Annotated in this window: 12 protein-coding genes; 8 read left to right on the plus strand and 4 right to left on the minus strand. The window is 39.9% G+C overall.

The annotated features are described in order from the left end of the window. Window positions 1-154 precede the first annotated feature (154 nt). From NH454_RS09520 to NH454_RS09530, 3 genes are read right to left on the minus strand one after another with little or no spacing between them, the layout of a single operon-like run. Entirely contained in the window at window positions 155-5,929 is a 5,775-nt protein-coding gene (locus tag NH454_RS09520; protein WP_253038856.1) for an ATP-binding protein, read from the minus strand. Continuing rightward, window positions 5,926-8,382 carry a hypothetical protein gene (locus tag NH454_RS09525; RefSeq protein ID WP_253038857.1) on the minus strand — a complete coding sequence of 819 codons (2,457 nt, stop codon included), beginning with the start codon at window positions 8,380-8,382 and terminating at the stop codon, window positions 5,926-5,928. Before NH454_RS09525 ends, NH454_RS09520 begins: the two co-directional genes overlap by 4 nt. A 3-nt stretch (window positions 8,383-8,385) precedes the next feature. Beyond that, window positions 8,386-12,213 (minus strand): hypothetical protein, encoded by a 3,828-nt coding sequence (locus tag NH454_RS09530; RefSeq protein ID WP_253038858.1) that lies wholly within the window; start codon window positions 12,211-12,213, stop codon window positions 8,386-8,388. A 171-nt stretch (window positions 12,214-12,384) separates the two neighbouring features. Here NH454_RS09530 and NH454_RS09535 point away from each other — a divergent pair. The 8 genes from NH454_RS09535 to NH454_RS09570 all read left to right on the plus strand — a co-directional run bounded on the left by NH454_RS09535 (window position 12,385) and on the right by NH454_RS09570 (window position 22,823). After that, window positions 12,385-13,916, plus strand: a protein-coding gene (locus NH454_RS09535) for an IS3 family transposase (RefSeq protein ID WP_235374360.1) whose coding sequence is annotated in 2 segments (ribosomal slippage) — window positions 12,385-12,832 and window positions 12,832-13,916 — 1,533 coding nt in all. Because the reading frame shifts where the segments join, the coding sequence is not laid out codon by codon here. 492 nt (window positions 13,917-14,408) lie between these two features. Next, a complete protein-coding gene (locus NH454_RS09540; RefSeq protein WP_253038859.1) occupies window positions 14,409-15,266 on the plus strand; it encodes a TnsA endonuclease N-terminal domain-containing protein in 858 nt (285 codons plus the stop codon). Then, window positions 15,266-17,545, plus strand: coding sequence for a hypothetical protein (locus NH454_RS09545; protein WP_253038861.1), 2,280 nt, complete (start codon window positions 15,266-15,268; stop codon window positions 17,543-17,545). Before NH454_RS09540 ends, NH454_RS09545 begins: the two co-directional genes overlap by 1 nt. Further along, complete coding sequence (locus NH454_RS09550) at window positions 17,546-18,928, plus strand: ATP-binding protein (protein WP_105174763.1); 1,383 nt, start codon at window positions 17,546-17,548, stop codon at window positions 18,926-18,928. A gap of 2 nt (window positions 18,929-18,930) precedes the next feature. Further along, on the plus strand, window positions 18,931-19,851 hold the full coding sequence (locus tag NH454_RS09555; RefSeq protein ID WP_105174762.1) for a TniQ family protein: 921 nt from the start codon (window positions 18,931-18,933) through the stop codon (window positions 19,849-19,851). Next, the gene (locus tag NH454_RS09560) at window positions 19,845-21,281 is read left to right on the plus strand and encodes a TnsD family Tn7-like transposition protein (RefSeq protein WP_253038862.1); all 1,437 of its coding nucleotides are present in this window, start codon (window positions 19,845-19,847) and stop codon (window positions 21,279-21,281) included. The genes NH454_RS09555 and NH454_RS09560 overlap by 7 nt, the downstream gene beginning before the upstream one ends. Before the next feature lie 778 nt (window positions 21,282-22,059). Next, complete coding sequence (locus NH454_RS09565) at window positions 22,060-22,350, plus strand: hypothetical protein (protein ID WP_253038863.1); 291 nt, start codon at window positions 22,060-22,062, stop codon at window positions 22,348-22,350. Window positions 22,351-22,373: 23 nt separating this feature from the next. Then, the gene (locus tag NH454_RS09570; protein WP_253038864.1) at window positions 22,374-22,823 is read left to right on the plus strand and encodes a hypothetical protein; all 450 of its coding nucleotides are present in this window, start codon (window positions 22,374-22,376) and stop codon (window positions 22,821-22,823) included. 137 nt (window positions 22,824-22,960) lie between these two features. Here NH454_RS09570 and NH454_RS09575 read toward each other — a convergent pair whose 3' ends face one another. Beyond that, window positions 22,961-23,182 carry a hypothetical protein gene (locus tag NH454_RS09575; protein WP_105174759.1) on the minus strand — a complete coding sequence of 74 codons (222 nt, stop codon included), beginning with the start codon at window positions 23,180-23,182 and terminating at the stop codon, window positions 22,961-22,963. Between the last annotated feature and the right edge of the window lie 258 nt (window positions 23,183-23,440).

Here is a 23,440-nt window from a genome sequence, read left to right on the forward strand (position 1 = left end):
AGCAAGTTTGAAACTTTAATAAAGTTTGAGAGTGAAATTTGTGAAAAGCGAGTGGCGATCAACAATTAAGTTTGTGAACGCATGATTAAGAAAAAGGCGAACCATTTATGGTTCGCCTTTTTTACATTGAAATACTCATAGCTAGCTTCAGGTTTCAGTCTTGGCAAACTAAAAAATTAAATTCGTGCTGGTTGTATTCCCTATAACTTTCTTCTGAGCTAAGTAAGGTAGCATTACAGATGTAGCTACTTTTTTGCTGAGTATCATCTAGGCTTGACCATACCCCAAGTTTTTCCTTGCTGACCGCAGTATAAGTACCACATAGGGAGCGAACTCCTTTCGGATGAATTGGTTGCCAGGCGTTATACCAGTATGATGAAAAACCAATAGTCGCTCCGTCAATAGTGTAGCAATAAAAGCCATTGTAGGATGAACCGGTAACCTTTTTGTCATCAATTGTACACATAGGAATGTAGAGTCCACGCGACTCGAGGTCTGAGTGCCAGTGTCCATACCTCATCAATGGGTACGAAGTAACGGCCATTGTAGGATTTTTATGTGGCTGACTCTCACCAAAGTCATATGACAGCTCCTTATCTAGAAGGTTGCCAACAGCAATGCAGTTGGAACGTTCTTTTATATGCATGTCCGGTGTCAGCCCTACTTCAGAGCTCACCTTTACAACAGTTAAATCAATCCAGTTATTGTCATCAATCTTAATAGGTAATGAAAATGCTAAAAGGTTATGGTTGTCATCAGTGTGAGAGAAGTTGGCTAATGCTTCTTTAACATAGTTGGTCAAATGCTCTTCATTCGGGGAGTTATTGCCATTCCAAACTGGTAACCATTTGGGTTTTTGAGGGCGAAGTGCTAGATACGCAGGTTCGATAGGTAATGCTGGTATTGATAAATGTCCCGCGTAAGAATCCGGCATACCGTAAAACTCTTTGGCTAGTTTGATTGTTCTTAAATATGCTGAACGACCACGATGGCTTGCTTGCGTATAAAATTGCCCGGTAGCTCTCTGCCTATCACTACCTAAAAAGTAGTCAATAGCTGTTACCGAAGAAGGCTGATATTTGAATGTAGTGTTCCATTCAGATTGGTAATGGCTGGTAAAGGGTAAACCGGTTCTTCGCTCTTCTTTTTTCAACCAAGAATAGTAAATGCGAGGAACATGGTTTCCCTGATAATACTCGAATCGGTTATTATCATGCGTCAAGCTAACAAGGGGGGAGTATGAGCACGCATACTCACCAAAATCTTTTGATGTCGGGTCTAACTCTGTAAGTAATAGGTCTGATAGGGGGGACCTTGCTTTAATTAAGTGACCTAGATCTTTTGGGCAGGCATAGCCCCTAGACTTGGCGACGAAAAATATGCATAACACTTCTACACATTCTGACTCTTGCTTTCTATTGGCTAAGTCTTCTTTCAATAAAGCTTCAACTTTTGGGTGCTGAGCTATCAGAAGTGTCGAAAGTTGGTCTATTAACCACAATTTAACAGAAGGTATTGGGAGTTTTAGTCTTGAAATTAACGACTTAACCAATGCTTCCTCGAGGGAGTCATCCTGACGCCAATCCCAAGCCGGTTTTGAAAGCTGAAGGTTACGAACGTCATCTTCCAGGCTTTCAACCATCGTTAAAGTAAGTTTACGCGCTTCATCTATCCTGCCACTGTGAGAAAGTAAAAATACTAGCTTGTCGTTGGGAATAATTAAGCTGCCAAATTTATCTTTCCAATTATCTGGCTGCGATGTTGTTAGCTTTATGAACTCATCAATCTTTTTAGGATACAGATCTGCAACGACTTTAAGCCTGTCAATACTACTCTCAGCTCGCTCGTACCAATCAGACCAACCACCCATTGCCTTGTGAGCTGCAACCAAAAGCCCAAAGGCTTTTGCTTTACCCTCTAATTTTTTAGCACTTAAAAAAAGGAAATCTAATAGGTATCGTTTGTCACCAAAACGATCAACAAATGTCGATGCTTGTGGCATTAAATGCTGTAGTAGCTCACACTCTTTACCCTGATCACACCAATATTTGTACCAGGTCCTCCAAAATTCACTAGTACTGTATTTTCCCTTGAGCGCCGTAGTCAGCTCTTCAAACTTGTCAGGCGGATAATCCGATGGCTGCAACGAAATTTTTTCATCAAGCTCACCAGTTGATGAACGCTTATCTTCAGTCATGTTTTGAACTTTAATACCAAGTAAGCTCTCTATTTCATCACTGACATGAATGGCCTTTGGATTTCCTTGTTCAATCTTTTCTCTCAGAATTTGGTAACAGCTCGAGTGCAACCCTGTCAGATATAAATGTTTAGTTATGGGCGAAGAAAAGTCACACCTTTCAAGTAATCTTAGAATTGTCTCTTCAGCATAATACCATTCGCCATCGCTAAGCTCTTGATCATAAACTGAAGCAGCTGTTTGCGGGTTTAATTTTGCTAATAGTGAAGATATGGAGTGCTTAGAGTGCCTAGTTTCATCCCCGTCGGTAAACTTGGATATATTGAAAACTATCGGTGATATCCGCTCTAATATTTCCAGAGCAGAATCTGGATCAGCTTCGGAAAGGTATTCCACAGCTGTTAAAACATCAAATATGGTGGGGTCTTTATGATGCCCGTAACCGAGCACAAAATCCCATGTTTTTCTCATACACCTTTCGAAAAGGGCTAGATTATCGTGTTGGAATGCTATTTGAGCGAGTTCAAGGTAAGCATTAGAATTCTCAATTGTTTCTTCTAGCTCATTTAACTGTCGAGCCTCGTCGAGTTCAATGAGCAGTACAACAGCATCATCGTCTAACAGTTTGAGACCTACCTCCTTATACCATAACCGAAGCCAGTCAACTCTGAATACACCAGAGTCAACAATTTGCTTTAGTTCATCACGCGAAACTTCAGATTTGGTTGTTATCAGGTGACAATCGGCTGCAATTTCAATCCAATCGCGCTTTAAAGCTATATCGGCTCTTCTTGTCTCCCATTTGACCTCATCTAATATTGGCCACATCGGAAACATCGCACAAACTACGTCAAAGTTTAATGTATTCCCTGCTAAAAGTTCATTTGCGATCCAATCTGAAAGCTCATTAAGCAATACATAATGATCTGACACATCCGCTCGATCTGATGTTGCACTAACTGGTAACCAAGAGAAGTCGCCTTCTGCACTTAACCTGGTACAAAGTGAAGAAAAAAACCAGCTATGATAACCGCCAGGTTTTTCAACTTTGAAGACTGTTTCCGACAGGCCATCAAAAAGGTGAGTTTTAATACTGGCAAATTTTTTCTTAGAGAATATATCTAAAAACTGAGATAACGTCTGTGAGGAAAAAGCGCTATATTCTGGCCTACGAGCAATATCTGCACCCTCTATAATGCTTAATCTAATTGCATCGAGTTCGATTTGACTGATATGATTTGAATTACTGGGTAAACACTGCCAAGCCCTGAAGAGCAGACCCAGCTCTTTTTTTGTACGGCATGCACGTCTAAAACTAGCCACATATCCATCGGGCCAATTAGAGAAGTTTTCTCCTTCAAAAATCGTATCGTAGTTAAGGCTGTCAGTTAATACTCCCGCTTTTATCAATACAGCAGCTTCAGCTTCGTTATCTTGAGAGTGTCGAGAAGACAAAAGTTTGGTTTTAGCCCGATATCGATCAATAGCCTTCTGCGATAACAGTTCTGCTTGATCAACTGCCCCTCTATACCATAATGCAATTGCCAATATGGATAATTTGGTTGGTGAATACTCGTTTTGTCCTGATATTAATTCATTTATAGATGCTTCATCAGCTAATATAAGGGAAAGCGTACTTAAATTATTGGAATCCCAAGTCTGGAATTCAGGTCCATTTATAAGCCGGGTTTTTAATGCTCTATGTCTATATGCCTCAGCATATTCAAGTTCTTCAAATGCATATGTTTCAGCTTCAGATAATAGCCTTATGCATGATTTGACTGGCATGCCAGTAATAAGCTTATCAAGTATCCAGTCCCTTACAACGCCTTCTCGTAATTCGGATGTGCTGCCCATTCGAGCCAAACAGGACCAAAGCCAATTATCCTTGAGGTGAATAGGTGCGCTTAAGTTTAGCCATTCACACACAGATGGCAGCAAGGCATTTATTCGTTCTTCGTGTTCTTCCTGACTTCTAACAAACACAACCAAGCTTTCATGAAAAGGCCTTACTCCACAAACTCCTTCAGAAAGCATGTGTGCAACGGCATCAACGCTCGGAGCATATTCATGAATATCTTTGACAACGCAACCAATCGCCGGTCTGGGCCATGCAAATTGAAATCCACTGCAAAGGTGAAGAACATCCTTTTGTCTATAATTGAGGTTACGCCAGAGCTCGGAATAGTAAGTAGTAATATTGCCATCGGAGCATGGCGGAAGCTTCTCAATTTGCCAAGAAGACAGTGCTAATCCATGATGAGACAGATACTCAGATGAGTAGATCACATGCAGTGGATAGCCATTTGTAGCCTTTAATAACGCGCCAGCACTTTTCTGAATTTCTTCATCTACATGATCCTCATGACAGTTGGAGAATAATCGACCAGATTCAATATGAAGTTTTAAATACTCGTATATCGAATTTCCAGACATTTCAGGCAACCAATGCCATTCATTCTTAGGAGAATGAGTAAGCAGTGTGTGAGGGAGTAATTCATCGTCAACTGGTTGCATTCCAACAAGTATCACTAAGTTTTCTGTTGTAGGTAGCAATTGTCTGAAGGTTTCGTCCAATGGCTTTTTATTTTTTGCATTGTCTCGCCAAACATGATCCAGCCCATCAATTAATACTAAAAAGGGTTTTCCCCTGTCTTTGTAATAATTCGCGCAGGTTACCAGCGCATCACGCAGGTTTTCAGGATGGGATGTACTTGCATTTGCTTCTTTGTGAAAGCTATTGATTTGATGTAGCAGCGATTCAGCGACGATTCTTGGGCTTAGTCTGTCTTCTGTTGTATCCCCCAATGATAAGAAATAGTGATGACGTAATAGCGGAATTTCCTGATCTTCCAATTCTTGACACAGAAACGATAGATACGTACTTTTTCCAACACCAGGCTTACCCGTTAACGTAATGACTTCGCCGTTTGAGCTGCTAATACGAGCAAGTAGAGCATTGTGAAAATCTGAATCTGGGAGGCAATAATCCTCAGGCACAGAGAATATTTCAGGTATGGGCTCTGGTCTTTTGGGTGATAAAACTTCTCTAACATGATGAAGATAAATCCAACCATTTTCTGGAGGATTATTCTGAAACATTGCCCATTCACGTGCTCTTGCGACAAGCCGCTCAACGCCTGTATCGTCGGAAAACTTCAAAAGCTCGGCTCGAACACTACGCTTTATCGTAAGGTAGTCTCCATCACTATGTTGGACGGTCAACTTCGAAAAAAGAAACATAGCAGCTTCGTGGTTTCCTAATTGTCGGATAACCTCTTGTTGTGAGTCATCATCAACCTGATGAAAGTCTATTTTTGAACCACGCAGGCAAGACTCCATAGATCTATCCGGCCGCTTGTTGGTCAATAGAACTACATCCCCAAGCTTTGCAGCAGGCACAGCATTAATAGCATCGTAGAGCTTTTTAAGAATGGAACGAGATCTAGCTGTTTTACCTGAGATTTTTAACAACCAATCCCACGTAAGGCAGTTTTCATCCTTCTCTGGGGAGGGGGTAAATTTAACTTGCCAAAAATCTTTAATGCCATTTGGCCGTTCACAAACAATATCATCTATACCTTCAGGTGTTTCATTACTGTCATTGTCTGCTTCAAATGCAACTCGACTATATGATGCAGGACTGTGAAGCCAGTTTGCTAGTAGCTTAATACCTTGCAATGTTTGGTAGTCATATCCGGTATAAATAATCGCCGAATTTTTTACTTTCATTTTATCAACCCTAAACCTAAAGCTTCTTCCTTGCCGTTTTGGCAATCTCTCCACCGTCGAACAAGTAGTGCCACACATGGGTTACCAGCAAGTTGGTTGGAGCGAACCCAGTCAACATCAATTAATGAGGCAAGTAGCTCAGTATTCATTTCTCCTTGGAGTGCGTGCCATTGGCGAATACTTGGTTGTCTGGTTAGTTGTAATTTAGGCGGAGCTAAGCTTCCTACAATGTAATAGCCTTGCTCTGGGTCATGCCATAACCTTTGAATACCTGGAATGTCTCTTAGCCAAGCTCGAATGTCTTGCAATGGAATATCAAATACTCTTGAAGCAACTTTGGCCCAAGAACCGCTGAGGCTTGAACTTACAATTTTTTTGGGCATTTCACCTTCAGGTAACTTATTGTTCATCACACTTAACAGTGCTTTAAATGCATGTTGCTTTAGTTCTTTGTATTCAATTGATGATCGGTTTTCCTGCCATAAAGTACCTAGTGCTTCATGCCAGCATGTTTTAATATCATCAAGCTGCATAAGTAAGGTATTTGCACTTTTCTCTGATAGCTCACCTTCTTCCTTCAATTCATTAATATGCTCTTCTAACACATCTCTTTCAGGTAACTGCCACTGTTTTAATGGCATAGAGATATTCTGTGATTGGAGTTCTTGCAGTGTTTCTGCAAGGTGGTTCGGAAGCATATGAGGCGTATCGTACTTAGGGTCTTGGTAGTAGATAGAAACAGATTCCGCTTTATGTATAACAATGGTCTGCCTGCGAGCAAACCTAGCATACTTTTCTGCATCACTACCAAAACCTTGCATTACCACCTGTGGTTGGTAGCTGTATGGCCATTCTCTACTCAACAATGCAAACAGCTGTTTTACAGAGGTATTAAATTTACCCAAAACTAAATCACAATTTTTTTCATGCTCTGATATGGTTGGATTAAAGGGGATGAGTACTGGTCTGTCATTTAGAACTGTAAACAGGTAACCGTCGGTTATAACAACAAGCTCTTCAGTTAGAACGTCGCGCTCTTCAGGAAGCATTGAGCTTAATTTGACCTGATCATCATGTAGCAAATTCTTTATACTTAATTCTTTGATGACAATTTCTAAATTGCGCTTCAGTGCCTCCATCCTGCTATCTGTCTCAAACATAGATAGAGCATAGTTATAGTATTCGTCTTCAGGTACTAAATATGTTTCATCACTCTCTTCGTCGCTAATTTCATTAATAAGCTTGGCTTCGATGGAGTCACCGTCTAAGTCATATGGGTTTACATTGATGTGCTGGCAAGCGACCTTAGTGCGAAGGTTAGTTGTGAGAGGGTAATGGTCTTCAATAACTCCAGGATATTGATCTAAAAGAACTAAAATTGAATCAGACTTACTGAATTCAAGGCTATCAATATTTTGAGGGGCACAATCAGGTAAAAGATGAAGTTGTGTGTTAATACTTTTTTCAGATAGCGCTTGATTAAGTGGTAACAACATTTGCTCAGCCGATATGTTCTTTGAGAACCGTAAGTCGAGCACAAGAACTTTTTCTAGCAATGCTACACTAGGCATTGTATTTCGAGTTTTTGGACCTTGTTTATATTTAGTCTTGAGAGGTAATGGCCTGAGGTTTAAGATTTTAGGTTTTAGGTTAAAACCATATTCTTGGGCTTTATCAATCAATTCATCTTGAATAGGTTTAAGCAAGCATGGCCAGCTGCCCTTGAAGGCATCTGCATTAGAAAGATCAATAAATGCGCGTTGCTTTCGTTTGTTCTTATTTTTACGTATTTCTGAATACACAGGCCCGGAAGGTTTTTCACCTTTTTTAGGTATCCAGCGCACTAAAACGTTGTTCTTATCATATACCCACATAGAATTGCGGTGTTCTGCGTTGGCTTTTGCACTGTCTAATACACGAAGTGGTACATTCTCATGAAAGAGAACTACTTCGGTCGTATTCCTATCCCTGCGTTGTTGAGTTCTACAATCTAAACTGATTGCATTGACGCCTGTACTTTTTTTAGTGTTCCAAGTATCTATTTTAAGAAGAGGCCTACCTAATGTATGACTTCCTTTGCAATGACTCCCAAATGCAGATACTTTGCGCATTATCAAACGTATCCAGATGGGGTTCATTTCAGCGGAGTATTGGACTTTCTCGGGGCGAATATCCATTCCATCTTTATTGAGAATAACCGGTGGCTTAGTGGTTTCAGAGTCCACAGCTACAAACAAGCCAAATTGCCCTTTGTAGCTGCGCATCAAATATGGGTAGTAGCGATTAGAAAGCTCTGTGTCTAAGTGTTCTTGCCACTCCTTCCATCGATATGATTTGTTCAATGGATAGTGGTAAACCACTAGTTTCTTAGCTTTTTCAGCGTCGATTTCACTGTCTAAGTAAATTGTGTGAGAAAGGGGCAATTCTCTTACTATTTGATTGTTATTGCTCACCTTTTAGTCCTCTTTCTTGTTTTGTTGTTCAGAAACCAAATCCACAAAGTGGTTGAAGCCAGTGGTTACAGTATCTTTAGCATCATGACCTATGCAGCCATTAAGTACGATAATGTCCGCCTCAGTAACAGGAACTTGCTTTAATTGTTCGTTAAATCCTACAAGTGAAGCATCATGCTCAGTACAGACAAAGTTGAGTATGGCTAGTTTGGTTTCAAAGCCTTCCGCATTTCGAATTGCTTGTAGTTTACTAATTAATCCAAGTGGGGCTTTGTCAGGTTGAGCACCATTTATTAGCCATTCTTGGTATTGCTCATCAGTTTTATCGAGGCTGTCACTTCCCCAAAATTTTGCATCTACTCTAAAATCAGTTTTTGAGACTGTAAAATCATAAAGCTCAAGTACACTTTGGCTATTTAAGGTTGTGTGAGTGGTCACGCTTTGCGAATGCAATAAAGCTCGTATTGCCTCTTCACCCAACCTTCCTTGTAATATTCTCTGAGTGATGCGAGGGTGGAGGACATATGTCTCCTCTAATTCACAAGCGATAGGATACATTGATGTCCTGTAGCCCTTTTTGTTGAACCAATCTATGATGGCGCTGTGTGACTGAATGTAGCTGTATAGTCTGTCTGGTCGATAGGGGATGCGGCCCTTACCTGGTTCACTGAAAAATTGCCATGTTTCAGGATCGTACCAGATCTCTGTGAATGAACTGCTGTGAGTTGGCTTTTCAATACAAGCCCAATCTTTTAATGGTGTATGAATTCCATAAACAAAGCTTTTGGGGTTCCAAGCATAATCTAGTTGCAGCACGGCACGCCCCAACTGTGTCCAAAGTTTGGCTATGTCATCCGTAATTTCTGGATACTCGCGTGACTTTCGAATTGCTGGAATTAGCTTATCATCAATAATACTGACAGCGTTTTCACCAGTCTGACTCGGCGTAAACATCGCACTGAAAAAATCGTTAGAAGATTCATCATCAATGGAAGTTAGCCTATCGAGAAGTTTTTGGTTTAAGTCACTCAGTATCTGTCTATGGTTAGTATAAGAAGGCAAGGCTGTAAATTTAATTAGGTCTTGAGCCAGCTGATGCGAAACGTATATTTCAACGTTACCAATATGATCCCAAACTCGTTCCAAACGACCAACTTGTTGCTGTATGTCTGCCGCCGTATTTTTTATGTAGTCCGAGCCTTTTTTATAAACAGAATTATTTAGCTGAGATATTTGGTAACCAGTTCCATCCATTACTGCTGAAATATATTTCCTATGCTCCTTTCTAGAAATTTCACCGTACCTTCGAAGTTTATCTAAATTTCGCATTTGATAACCCGCATGTGCCATTTTGTCTAAATTTTCATCGCTGTTATCCTGCGGTGAAAAATAGTAGTGACGAGACTCAAGTATGTATACACATGTAAGGTCCATACTTTTATCATTGCTCAGTTTAAAGTCTAAGTTGATGCCGTTGGTTGCTGAAGCCGTTTGGGTAATAATTAGAACAGGGTATTCTGCATCAAATGCAGCTTGGTAAGCTTCTTTAAATCCAGGACGTTTTTGGCATTCAGCGTTTAGTAGGCAGATAGTGATGTCTTGTTCGTTTACACTAATTGGAATGAAAACATCTTTGAATAGAGCCAATAGCTTGTTTTGGTTGAATTCTTTGACAACTTTTTCGTTTGTACATAGCCACTGAATGCTGTTGCGGCTAGCTTTTGCTTCATCTTCTATTAACCATTTGCGAAAATATTTCGTTGAATTTACATAAGCGAGCTGGCCCTTATGCTTTTCTTTCGTGCCAGCTACTGCAATTACATTGATAAGTTTTAATAGTGTGCTTTCTCTATGTTCCTTTGCGCTGGTGGAAATACTGCTATCGGAGTCCTGAAAAAATTCGGGAACTAAATTAGAAAGAACGTCGATTTTCTCCTGTTGGGATAACTGGTCGTCAAAACCAGAAACAGTTACTTCTAGGTCGGTTTGTCGTAGTGTTGCCTTTTTATCACTCAGGTAGGCGATCATTTTATTTTGACGTTGTATATCAGCGTCTGGTTGGCAGTAAGGTATAGGCCTTTTACTCCAGTCTTTTGGTTTATCTTTGAACTCATATCCTAAGTAGCTTTTCTGGATATCAGGCGTTCGGCATTCTGCAATGTAACGCAATGCAGAGTTGAGCCAACGAATATCGAAATGACCAAGGGCTCTTTCAATATACGATGTTGCAGATAAGCCAAATACTAAATTTCGGCTGGCTAATGAAAGTAATAATCCTTCGGGAGTTGTCGGTAAGAAAGCTCTTCGGATCTGAATACGCAAGCGGTCTAGATCATTTTTTTGATCATTTTGCTTCAGTTGCCAATTAGTAAGTCCAAATATGTTTGCATGAGTATTGGGTAGGATATTGCTCTTTCGAAGACTGTTAAGCTCTGGCAAACTAGTTTGTGGTAAAGAGAACAATGACATGCTTGGTAAAGCGCTGCTGTAGTGAGATGGGCGATAGTCATTAGCTGCGTCAAACAGTAAACTACTCAATTCTCTTAATAAATCTTGTTCCTCACCATCTGAAGAAGAAAAGTCTGACAGCATTAAACTAAACTGGCGTATATATTTTTCCATTAGTCGAAGGAATTTATCGATATCGATTTCGTCAGCTGTCAGTTTGTCGCCGTAATGCCTTTCTTTTACTGCGAATCCATGTGAGGCTTGAGTCATCGAAAGTTGGCTGCTAGTTACCAGGTGGTCAGCTCGAAATAAATATTGAGACTTAAATGATTTTCCTTCTAGATGGTCCTCTGCTGGTATAACTAGAGCTCTGTCTTCTTTCAAATTAATGTTGTTTTCTTTCAATTCATCTTCGAGATCATCTAATAATTTGGTAAGCCTTTCTCTGATCTCGGGAACTCTGCCATCTTCGTCAAATAGCATCCTTTTAAGTAATCTTCGACCACCATCAAGTAGCTGCCCTAAGCATTCAGGCGGCTCATGTACCAGTTGAGACTGGGCAAGTAATTGCTGAAGTACATCAGATTGATAATCAAATTCATCAACAAATATAACGTGGTTTTTTAGGTCGTTACTCGATATACGTACTTTTTGTGCGCCATCGTAAAAGGAAGAAAATAGTTTCTGCGTTGTCATGATTAACAGGTGTTGCTTATCATCATGCCATGCAATGCCTGGAAATATTCGGCGAACCCAGTCGTTACTTCTAAAGGCGTCGAGTTTACTTTTCACTACCTCTGCTAATTTAGCGTCATCACCATATTTTTCTTTTGCCTTCTTAGCTTCATTCTCAAGAAGCTTCATATTTTTCAACAGCATAAATTCAAGTTGTGCACAAGAGCGTTGTAAATCTTTTTTCATAAGGCGCGAATATTTACCTAACGGAGCTGAAGACTGAAAGCTGTTTTTCTCCAATATATTTGCTTCACGCATTATTTTACGGGCGGTTTTCTGTATGGCTGAATATCCCCATTTTTCATGGGGTAACAACCCCTTGTCATTCAAGGTTATTAAAGTATTTTGAGGATCTGGTAAATCTTGTGATTTGACATCTACTTCATGAGGTAGAGGCTTTCTTAGTAGGGCTGAGATGATGTTTTCATCCTGAGCGTAGATAACACTTGCCGTAAGGGCGGAACCAGTTGAATCCTTGCTCTTAATGACATTAGCGTAAACGTCATGAAGAATATTCCATCTATGGGTGACAAAAATGGACTGGTGCTTTGTTGAACTTATTTGTTCGAGTGCGGGTGGTAGCTCATCGTCATTACCATGTCGGTATAGGGCACTGCTTTTGCCGCCTCCGGTAGGACCTTGTAGCATGCAGAAACCTGCGATACCGCGTCTACCTGTTTTACGAGATTTTGGGGATTGTAATCCTAAACGGATCGCTTGGGTGAGAGTATCATCAATAATCGCATTATCCCCCTGTGTCAGGATAGTTGTCGCCTCAGTTTTTCATAGCATTAAACAGGAGGCGGAAGTTAGGTATGAGTGAGACATTATCCAGAAGAACATAAAAAGGCAGTGGTTAGTAAGTTGATTGAAAGCGGTTTATCATTACGCCAGTTCGCACAAAGAGAAGGTGTTAGCCTGTCTACTTTGTATGGTTGGCGGGATAAGTATACAGAGGCCGATTTCAGTTTGACGAAAAGTAATACGCCAGAGAATTGGACAGCAGAGCAGAAGTTTTCTGCCGTGATAGAGACTGCTGCCATGTCGGAAGTTGAGGTAAGTGAATATTGCCGGAAAAAGGGTCTCTTCCCGGAGCAACTTCAGCAATGGAAACATAGCTGTATCTCTGGTAATCAATCCGAGACGGATAAGCGTAAACAGCAGGCCCAGGAACGTAAAGCGGATAAGAAGCGCATTAAAGAGCTGGAGAGAGAGCTAAAGCGAAAAGACGCAGCGTTAGCCGAAACTGCTGCGCTTCTGGTGCTCAGAAAAAAGTTAAATGCCTACTGGGGGGAAGACGAGGACAATTAACCACGTTCTCAGATAGGCAATACTATGTTTCACTGATTGATGAAGCCGTTAGCGCGGGGGCCAGAAAGCACAAAGCCTGTGACATCATCGGCTTATCCCTGCGCACGTTACAACGCTGGCGTGACGCGGATGGGATTTGTGCAGATATGCGCCAGGAGGCGGTCAGGCCGACGCCTGCTAATAAGTTAACTAAGGTAGAACAACAAGCCATTTTGGATATCTGCAATGAAGAGCGGTTTGCCAGTCTGCCGCCCAGTCAGATTGTGCCCATGTTGGCCGATGAGGGAGTTTATCTGGGTTCGGAATCGAGCTTTTACCGTATACTGAAAGCCAATAATCAGCTTACCCACAGAGGCAAAGCAAAACCCAAAGGTACACTGGCAAAACCTGATGGGTTTACCGCTAAGGGCCCCTGTGAAGTGTGGACCTGGGATATATCGTACTGCCCCTCTACAGTCATTGGTCGGTTCTTTTATCTGTACATGATAATGGATATCTTTAGCCGTAAAGTCGTGGGATGGGAAGTATATGACTGTGAGTCTGGTGAGTATGCCGCTAACCTATTAGAACGCACGCTATGGTCTGAGAAATGCATGAATGAAGAGATAATCTTACATTCTGATAATGGCAGTCCGATGAAGAGCCTGACCATGCAAGCAAAGATGATTGAAATGGGCGTTATCGGCTCGCGTAGCCGCCCCGGTGTCAGTAATGACAATCCCTACTCAGAATCTCTGTTCCGCACCATCAAATACTGCCATAGGTGGCCAAGTGAAGGCTTTAAGTCACTGGAAGAAGCGCGAGCATGGGTGCGCGATTTTGTCCGCTGGTATAACACAGAACATCGCCACAGCCGCATAAGATTCGTTACCCCAGAGCAGCGACACACAGGTGAAGACCAACGGATACTGGCAAAGCGCACTGAGTTATATGCCACGGCAAAAGTGAGAAATCCAAGTCGTTGGTCTGGTGAGACCAGAAACTGGGATAAGATCGGAAGCGTGGAGTTAAATCCGGAGAATAAAAAAGAAGCAGCTTAACAGCTCAGGCGACAACTACCTTGAAAAACGCCGTTATAGGAACGCGCAGACACACTAGTTGTCATATTCCACCTCATTCATTTCGGGTTATCGAGGGTGATTAAAAAACACTTGTAAGGTGTTGTATCAAATTGTAGCTGGTTAAAATTGCACCTGCTTTGCCTAAATTACATCCAATAAATGTGTTCAGCAAGTTCTAGGAGGATAAAATTTGAAAAAGTTTTAAATTTATTCATAAGTGGAAAGTAGCTTTTAGAACATTTGGTTCAATAAAAAAATATTTATATTCATATTAGCTATTAAAATCCATAAAAATACAAAATGCCAAAAACGCGATTCTAAGTGAAATCAATAACATGAAAATATCAAAATGACATTCCTTATATTTATTGGTATATTATGTAAGTGATTGAATTTATTTGTTATTTTTGATCTTTTGTTTTGTCTCATATATATGTTTAGCTATAGAAATATTAGGTGGCTACAGGTTGTATGGGTAAAGTTAATTGCAGAATTAATCAAAAAGAGTTAATTAAACTTAGAGAATGGAAAAAGCGAATTGATGAAGCTCGTAATGGCAAGTTCGAACATCCACTCCAGTACTACAAACCATTTGTTAAAGTCGATGATGTAAATTCGATCAGTCGTCGTCACCTATACCACTGCCCCATTCAGAAGCGCCTCGTTCACCTTCTCTCTGATGGTGAGGCCAATGCTTATAAATTCTTAATTTACCAACCTGATGTTGTTGGAATTCGTGAACAGTTTCCTCTTCATTTACCCAAAACCTTAGAAATTGCGGAGTCTTTACAGGTTATTCATCCCCGAAACTGGAAGACTAAAGAGCTTTACATTATGACCACTGACCTACTTGTTGACCGGGTAGATTTAGAAACCGGAGAAGTTTATCAGCAGGCGGCTAATTTCAAGTATTGGGATGTAATCTATGAATATGTAAATGATCAATTGGTTGTGCGGAAAAGTTGGCGAACCTGGCAAAAGGCCTTAATTGAAAAATCTTATTGGGATGAAAAAGGTGTTGAGTTTGTTCAAAGAACCGAGCGAGATTCATCAAAAATCGCGGTTCAAAATATCACTTGGTTTCAGATGCGGCATGACTTAAACGTTGAGCATGCAGAATTAAAACGGTTCAAAGAGTACTTTATCCAAAGTTATTTGAATAATCCTCGATTATGGTTAGAAGAGCACTTAAATAATGTGTGCAAGTGTTTAGGCACCTCTTTTCGGGATGCTCAGGCTATCTTTCAGTTTGCAGCATTTCACCATGAATTTAATCTTAATATTGAATATCCCATAAGGCTATCAGAGCCTCTAGCGGTGAACATGTAATGTTTAGCGTTAATGAAGTATTTAGCGATGTTAACCAAACTATCCAGCTTAAAGTTTGTCATGTAGCAAAAAATTTAGCGCAAGTCGCAGTAGTTGATTTGGTACGCTTAGAAGATAAAAAACCAATCTGTAAACCAACTGTTTTCCAATTCGATGATTTTGCTCAGTACATCAAAGATAACAAATTAAAACGCACCATTGAGATGCTACCAAAATGGATTAACTTTGATGATGATAAGTTGCTAGCCAACGGAAAAGATAACTGGATAAAAAAACGCGACAAAAAGCTCAAGTATATTTCTTCATTATTGAATGAAGAAACTGTGCGTGAATATCTTTATGGTAACGGTGTAGGTCAACAGATAAATGAACTATTAAGTAATTGTAGCCAATGGAAAAAATCGAGTAATTATTATCGTCAACTGAATCGTTATATTACATATGGTTGCGTGAATAATGCACTTTTACCGTTTGATTATCAAAACTGTGGCAGTAATTACTTCATCCCTGAAGAGCGTGGAGAGAGTAATGTAAAGAGAGGACGAAAAACAATACCGTCCAAGTTACCGAGCCACAAACCTCAGCCTGTCTATTCTGTCGCTCCAGGCATCACCCAAAAAGAAATAAAGAAAATTAAAAAAATTGTTAGAGCTGCTCTTAGTTCTAATCGAAAAAATATTACTTCTCGGGCAAGGTTAATGTATCGGCGGGAAAATGAGTGTCGATTTATCGATGAGAAAACTCCTTACGGAACGAATAAACAACTAGTATGGAACAACGATAATGAATGTTTGTCAGAAGGTCAGTTTTATTACCATTTCCAAAAATTTCTGACTGAAGAAGACAAAATCATTGCATCAAAAGGCAAAGTTACTTTCGATAAAGATTATGCTGAGCGAAGTGGTTCTACATGGGGGCTTTTAATCGGTCCAACAGACCTATATGAAATAGATGCTACTAGCATGGATATCCATATTCGATACCCCTATTCGGATAATGAGCGGTTATCGATGGGGCGAGCAGTGCTGTATGTAGTTGTGGATGTTTTTTCTACTTGCATAGTTGGTATCTATATAGGGTTTCATGGGCCTGATTGGGCTGGAGCAGCAGAAGCTCTAGTGAATGCATTTATGGACAAAGTTTCATTTGCTGCCCGATACGGATTAAAAATAGGCCCTAATGATTGGCCTTGTCATCACTTGTGCTGTTCTTTGAATTCAGACAATGGAGGTGAATACTCTCTTGGCAATATATCATCTTTATTAAAAGCGAATCTTGGGATCAATGAATGGCAAAAAACTAGAAGCTTTATGGGGGTCGCAAAGGCGGTTTCTGAAAGGAAGTTTGGTGTTTTAAATGATAGCTTTATTCATTATCAGCCTGGAGCTGTTTATGAAGTCAGGCGCGAAGAACAAGATCCTTCACAAAATGCAGTATGGGATTTGGATACGCTTTATTGCGCAATAATTAGTGAAGTCATTTATTACAACCATACGGCGATTAGAAAAGAGCACCATGACTTTAAAGCAGCAAAGTCACATGTGGGTTTCTCCCCTCAGGCCATTTACGATTACTTTCTAGAAGAGGAAATGGCTGGTGGAAGGCCAACTGTATCAGAAGATGAGGGACGTATTCGGTTAGCGTGCCTACCTGAAGCTGAAGCCTCGGTGACAGATCAAGGCGTGTACTTTAACGGTGCTTACTACACATCGCCGTATGCACATAAAGTAAAGTGGTATTTCAAAGCAAAGAATTTTGGACGCTTCTCTATTTCAGTGAAGTGGTCTAGAACTTCAACAAATACAATATGGTATCAAACACCAGATAATGAAGTCATTGCTTTGAAAATTAAAGCAGACAAAAGTAGGCGCTATAAAGATCAATGCTGGGAAGCTGTATTAATCAGACAAATAGAAGAAGCTCGTGAAGTGCATATTGCGAAGCGCAAAAAAGCCGAACATGAATTGCAAAAAGCTCACTTTCAACAAGTACTTTTAAATCAAAATCTAGAGCAAATTAAACACCAGCCTGAAAATACCGTCAAATCTCGTCAGCGAGGTATTCAAGAGCGGAAAGAGGAGCAGTCGAAGGTTGATAAGGCCAATATTGATAAACGGAATAAGCAGGCTATTTCAAAAATAGAGTCTGATTATTCCTCTAACAGTACTACAAAGACTCCCGAGACCAATCAAGTATCAGCTGAGCCTAAAAAAACAAAAAAACGGCAAAGTTTAAATTCGCGACTGCAAGCCTCTGCAAAACATAAACAGGAGAAGTAAATGAAATTCTTTGACCCAGCTTTTCCGACCCCGGTGTTAATTGAACACGCTATTTATAAAGACCATCCTGATGAATGGCTTAACCAGAATCCATTAATCAGAGCAATTCAGGTTAAAGATTGGAATCAACTGAACAATGAAATCCCCTTTGTGCCTGAGCTTCCTGAAAATATTCATGAACTCTCTAAAGTTTACCAAAAAACGGTCCTTCGACGTTTAAGCTGTATCAATGTTCTTCACCCTTGGTCCATCGAGTTGTATGAAGATATCATGTCGTCCATTTTATTTGGTTATGTCAATAGAGATCCTCGTAAGCCTGAACTGGCGAGGTTTCAGCGTGAACTATCAGAATTATCTAAGGGTAAGAATAAAGACGCCATATACGAAAAATTGATTGTAGCGCCATTGAGCCCGCTTACCTCCACTAATAACGCTGTGGTCACAGGACCTTCGGGCAGCGGTAAGACGACTACTATTCGACGTACTTTATTAGCTATACCACAGGTAATTATTCATCCCGAGTTCGACAACACCCCTCAACGACTGACTCAGATTGTATGGTTAAGCTTCGATATGCCTGCAAGTGATTCTCCAAAGGGACTAGCTTTGGCATTTTTCAGAGCGATTGACATGGCAATAGGCACTAATTATTACAAAGATTGGAAAGGGAGAAAATCTGAAAGTATCGAACATCATTATGCGGCAATACAGCTTTTAATTTTAGAATATAACATTGGTTTTATACATATAGACGAGATGCAATTCATGTTGAAGTTCGGCTCTGGCCGAAACTCCATAACTCTACAAGCAATAGAAGCGTTATTTAATAAACTCTCAGTGCCGACTATGATTAGTTGTACACCGGAAGGACTTAAGTTATTTGACGCACAACCAGCACTGTCTTCACCAGAACTAGACACAATCACTACAACTCGACGAGTATACTCAGATCAAATTTACGTGTTTGAACTAGCTCCCGTGGACTCAGAGCTTTTTGAAAACTTGTTTTCTGCGTTTTTCCCGCAACCTCTTAGCCGTAACCCTGAAGGCTTCAGCACTTCATTCAAAATTAAAGTGGCGACTTTAACTGCTGGGTTGTTAGCTGTGATAACACGCTTAGCGCAGCTATATCATCGTATTTCTTTGAGTATAGATGACATGGATGAAGAAGATTTATTAGAGGCTGTGTTTATTGAGCAATTTGGTCCTTTGAGTGAGGCGTTGAAGCGCTTGGGGGAAACCGGTAATGAAAAGTTATTGGAAAGCTTATTAGTTAGAGATGATTCTAATAACTGCATTTGGGTGGCGGAGGAAAGTGAATCAGCTCCTAAGCAACGGCGCGAAGAAGTTCCTGATTTAAGCAATGAACACAAAAGGCAGTAGGCATGACCATTCCAAACTTTCCTGCGCCGATGCTTAATGAACATTTAATAAGTTGCTTAATGCGTTATGCGGTGTTGCAGGGCCCGAAGGAGTATATAAAAGTAGCTAAAAGAATATCTCCAGCTGTAAGTATATTAGGCAATAATAGTTTTTGGAGGCCTGTGTATAACGACATCTTGTCGTTATACATGCCAAAGTATTATGAAAAAATCGCTAGAGAGAACACGTTATTAAATGTTTACTCACATTTAGCCGGTATGGACTTGAATGAATTACTCAAACAGCAGTTAAAACAGCCTGAGCTGTTACGACTTCCATACGAGAAACTCGAACAAGTCCACAAGGGCTGGAAGTGGTGCCCAGAATGTGCCAAAGAGGATGAAGATAAATATGGGTTTCCATATTGGCATGTGGAACATCAATTTTCATTAAAGAAGCGTTGCAGTATTCATAAACAATTGTTGCTGTCTAAATGTAATCATTGTGACTTTGCTTGGACGTCCATTCTTAAAAGGGCAATGAGTGTGGGTTCCTGTCCCTGTTGCAAAAAGATAATGAACGCCAAGCGTAATGAAAGTGAGATTGATACTTGGATAGAAAAAGCCGCAGATGGCATTTTAACCGGTCACTTTGAATTGAATCGCCAATCTATTCAGAAAACCTTTAAACAGCGCTACGGTATTTTTCAAGCAAAACGATTTTGGAGTGTAGCTGAACGAAAGCAAATTTTTAGAGAGCAGCAAATGTTTAATCAATGGCTTGATAAACTTACGCTCTCAAATCACCTTGTTCCATTAAGTAACAATAAACCTCAGTCAACACGACCTGCATTTAGAGTAAGCTCCTTCGTATTTAATAATGATAAAATCACACCATTGGTAAGCCTTCTCTTTAAACGTTACTGGGAAGAAGTCTTGTGTTAATTCTTCCCGGAGAGACGATATATAGCTATCTGATTCGTCACTGTTTGAGTGACGGTTATCCCACAATAAGTTCTTCGCTAGCTAATTATTTTGATTGTACTTCAAAACAATGGAGTGCCCAATTTCCTAGCTTTATACCTCGCATTTCTGAGCTGTCAGGTGTCCCTACCATACAGTTGATAAATAACCACACCGTATTTCCGGCGTATCGACATTTTATGCCCCTGAATTTAATTAAACAGACAGAGAGATTGCTGACCTTTGGTGGTGATATGAACTTAGAATCCAAAATGTCGCTAACGGCTAATCGCATTAAACGTGAAGGTGTATTAAAGTTTTGCCCATTGTGTGTTCAACAAGATGAGATGAAATTTGGCTGGATCTATTGGCATGTTGAACATCAATTACCCGGTGTACTTGCATGCACTCATCATGGATGTTCATTGATGAGCGTACTTACAAATAGAAAAAAACTATTGTTACCACCTACTATAAATACAACTTTTATTGATGCTGAGTTTAAGGCTTTAAAAATTTCTCAGTTGAGTGAGGATCTTTTCAAACTCAAAATCCCAGCTTGGTCATTTGAAACATTAAAGGATATATATAAGCGAAGGTTATTAGAAAGAGAGCTAGCGACTCAGAATCATACAGTTCGTATTAGGTTAAAACGGTGGCGAACCGACTTAAGGGCATACTGGAAGCCGATAGGTAATGCAGCTCAAGTGAAAACTATTTTAGCTCAGAGTAATTCTTGGCAGTTTCCTGCGAATGCCATATATGGGCGAGATAAGGTCTTGCACCCTTTAAAACACTTATTAATTATTGGGCATCTATTCGACACACTAGAAGACTTTTTGTCTTTCAGCCAATCATTTGACTTCGACGATACTTGCAAACCAAATACAGAGGCTATGAGAAAGGGTCAGCTCCAAGTGGAGGTTGAAGAAAAGCCAGATGCGCAAATCATCGAATTATTGGAAAAAGGTTCCAGTATTAGAAGTATTGCCGCCGAATGTAAGGTGAGTCATGGTTACGTTAAGAAATTGGCACAAGTTAATCAGATTGATTTTGATAGAAGAACCCAATTTATAGATGATTTAGTGAGACGTACCATTTGGCGAAAATTATTTACCGGTGAATCTACAGAATCTATTGCACAAAAAGTTGGAGTTTCAAAAGGAGCGGTTGAGCAAGTTTTGTCATGTAACCCTGAGCTAGTTTTGCTAAGGAAGAAAATCCGTTATTTCAAAGCCCGTCAAACTCATCGACAAAACATTATGGAGTCAATACAGAAATATAACACCCGCAAAGACATTAGGTGCGAGAGCTCAGCAAGTTATGCTTGGTTATATAAAAATGATCATGAATGGCTATACGACAGCTTGCCTGAGGCGGTTCCAAGAAAAAAACGGTTTTTAGGTAGTTAAAATGTTGATTGCCCAAGGAGCAGAGGTCTAATGTAATTTTTTTAAAATTGGTAGACAGTTATTTATTGTTATCAATTAATCTTGTTATTCCGCAACTGCGTTGCGAAGAAAGCCAGTTAAGTAAGATACAAGCAACTCAAACAGCTAATTAATAGGTTTTTAATGCCTATCTCTCACCAAAAACATGTTTTATTGTCTCCAAATAAGAGACTACGGTTTTCAAAAAAAATTGCAAGCATGAATTTGCTAAGTCATTGATTTAGGCTATTAGTTTGCTTGTTTTGCAACCAAAATGGTAGAAAAAGTGCTTGACAGGAAAACTGTAAATTTTGGTAATTGGTTTATAAATCAATTTATTATATGAAGCCTGTTGCATGTGTTTTCTGTTTGTAGAGTATTCGTTTCTTCGGTTTTAAAGAGTGACATTGGAAATACAGAGAACTATCGAAAATGGACTGTTTGCGGCTAATTTGCTCTCAACTTATCAAAAATGGGGGATAGCTCATAATGCGTGGTTATGTTTAATGGGTTTTCTCCTCTGATTTTACTGCTATTCAAGTTTGTTAATGGGGAATTTTACAGACTTGAACTAATTAGATTGCGATAGCTTCGTTTTTTGAGTGTTTAATCGTTTTGCTGCTTGTTCGTAAAAAGTCATTAAACAATTTTTTTGCGAAATTTTAGTGACACTTCCGAGATTTAAGTGACACTTCCGAGATTTTTCCCTCTTTTTGTCTCATTCTATATAGAAGGTTTTTTATCGCTATAGGGGGCTCATATGTATGCGACTGCACTTGAACAGCACCTTCGTGAACATTCTCCGAATGTTCTTATTTACACCCCTTTGCTGGTGGACGATAAGTTTGTGTTCATTATGCGTCGATTGCTTCGGACACTGTCCGGCATGGTTGAAGACGGTGCAGTAGAGGTGCTTCATGTTGAGATATGCCCTGAAGCACATATTCCGACTGTACATTTAATGCTTCCGTTTTGGCTCAAAGAAAAAGATGTCGCATCATTATTTGATGAGACACAGCGTTTATTCCAAAAAGCGGCTGAGCGAGCCTAGAGTCTGATAGAGGAATTCATAAAATGAATATCTTATTTTTATGTACATCGAATTTAAATCGCAGCAAGACAGCTGAAGACCACTTTGCTGTGAAAGACCCACTACGCGTCTATCGCTCAGCGGGTTTGAGTGAGAAAGAGTGCAAGCGAAACAGTACAACATTATGCAGTGAAGAGCTGCTCGAATGGTCTGATGTTGTGTTTGTTATGGAAGACGAACATGTGCGCCGTATCGAGCAATACACTGGTCAGCGCTTCTTAGACAAAGTCATCAACCTCAATATTCCAGATGTTTATCAGTATGGTGAGCCTGCTTTGATAGAACAACTTGAAAAGCGCAGAGATGCAATGCAATTTGAAGAGTTGTTTGCTCGTATTGAATCGCCATCTTCAGCTCGCGCTGCATTGCGGCTATTTAACGTCAGCAGTGGAGAGTTAGCGGCAACTTTTAAGCCTAGCCCAACTGAAAACTAATCTTAAAAATTAGTGACATTATGGAATGTTCCAGAGCGGATTTAGTCTGACACCAAGGCTAAATTCAATAAAATGGGATACAAAAAGATTCATAGCAAGTCATTAACATACACGCGAGCTTTGGATGCGAGACTTCTCTATTCAAAATATTTTGGGTTCAATACTTCGATCCTAGCCAACGAACCTTGCGCTTTGATTTGTTCATCGCTTAATGTTTGGTCTTTAAATTTTTCAAGTTTAATTGAACGATTATCTTCCATGACTGTGCACAGTAAAATATCACCGATGCTTAGTTTGCCATCCTCTAACAGTTCATCAGGTAGAGGGAGGGTTCTATTTTTACCAACAGTTAAAATCATGAATAAGAACCTAAAGTATGTTGAATGTTTTCATTATAGATAAATTTCTAATATTGGCACTTTTACGAAATTCGGCTGTGAGCGAGGTCAGAAACAACGAACCAGTGATACATGGCGGTTATTCATTAAGGTTCTAGGCAAGTTTGATGCGTTGTAACTATTGGTTCTCATTTTTCAAAATGTTCAAAAATTATACTGTTCAAATAAACAGCTTTCATATATATTGTTTTGGTGTATATTAAAACGATGTACATGTAT

Source organism: Pseudoalteromonas sp. Ps84H-4 (assembly GCF_024124645.1).
Classification (GTDB): domain Bacteria; phylum Pseudomonadota; class Gammaproteobacteria; order Enterobacterales; family Alteromonadaceae; genus Pseudoalteromonas; species Pseudoalteromonas lipolytica_C.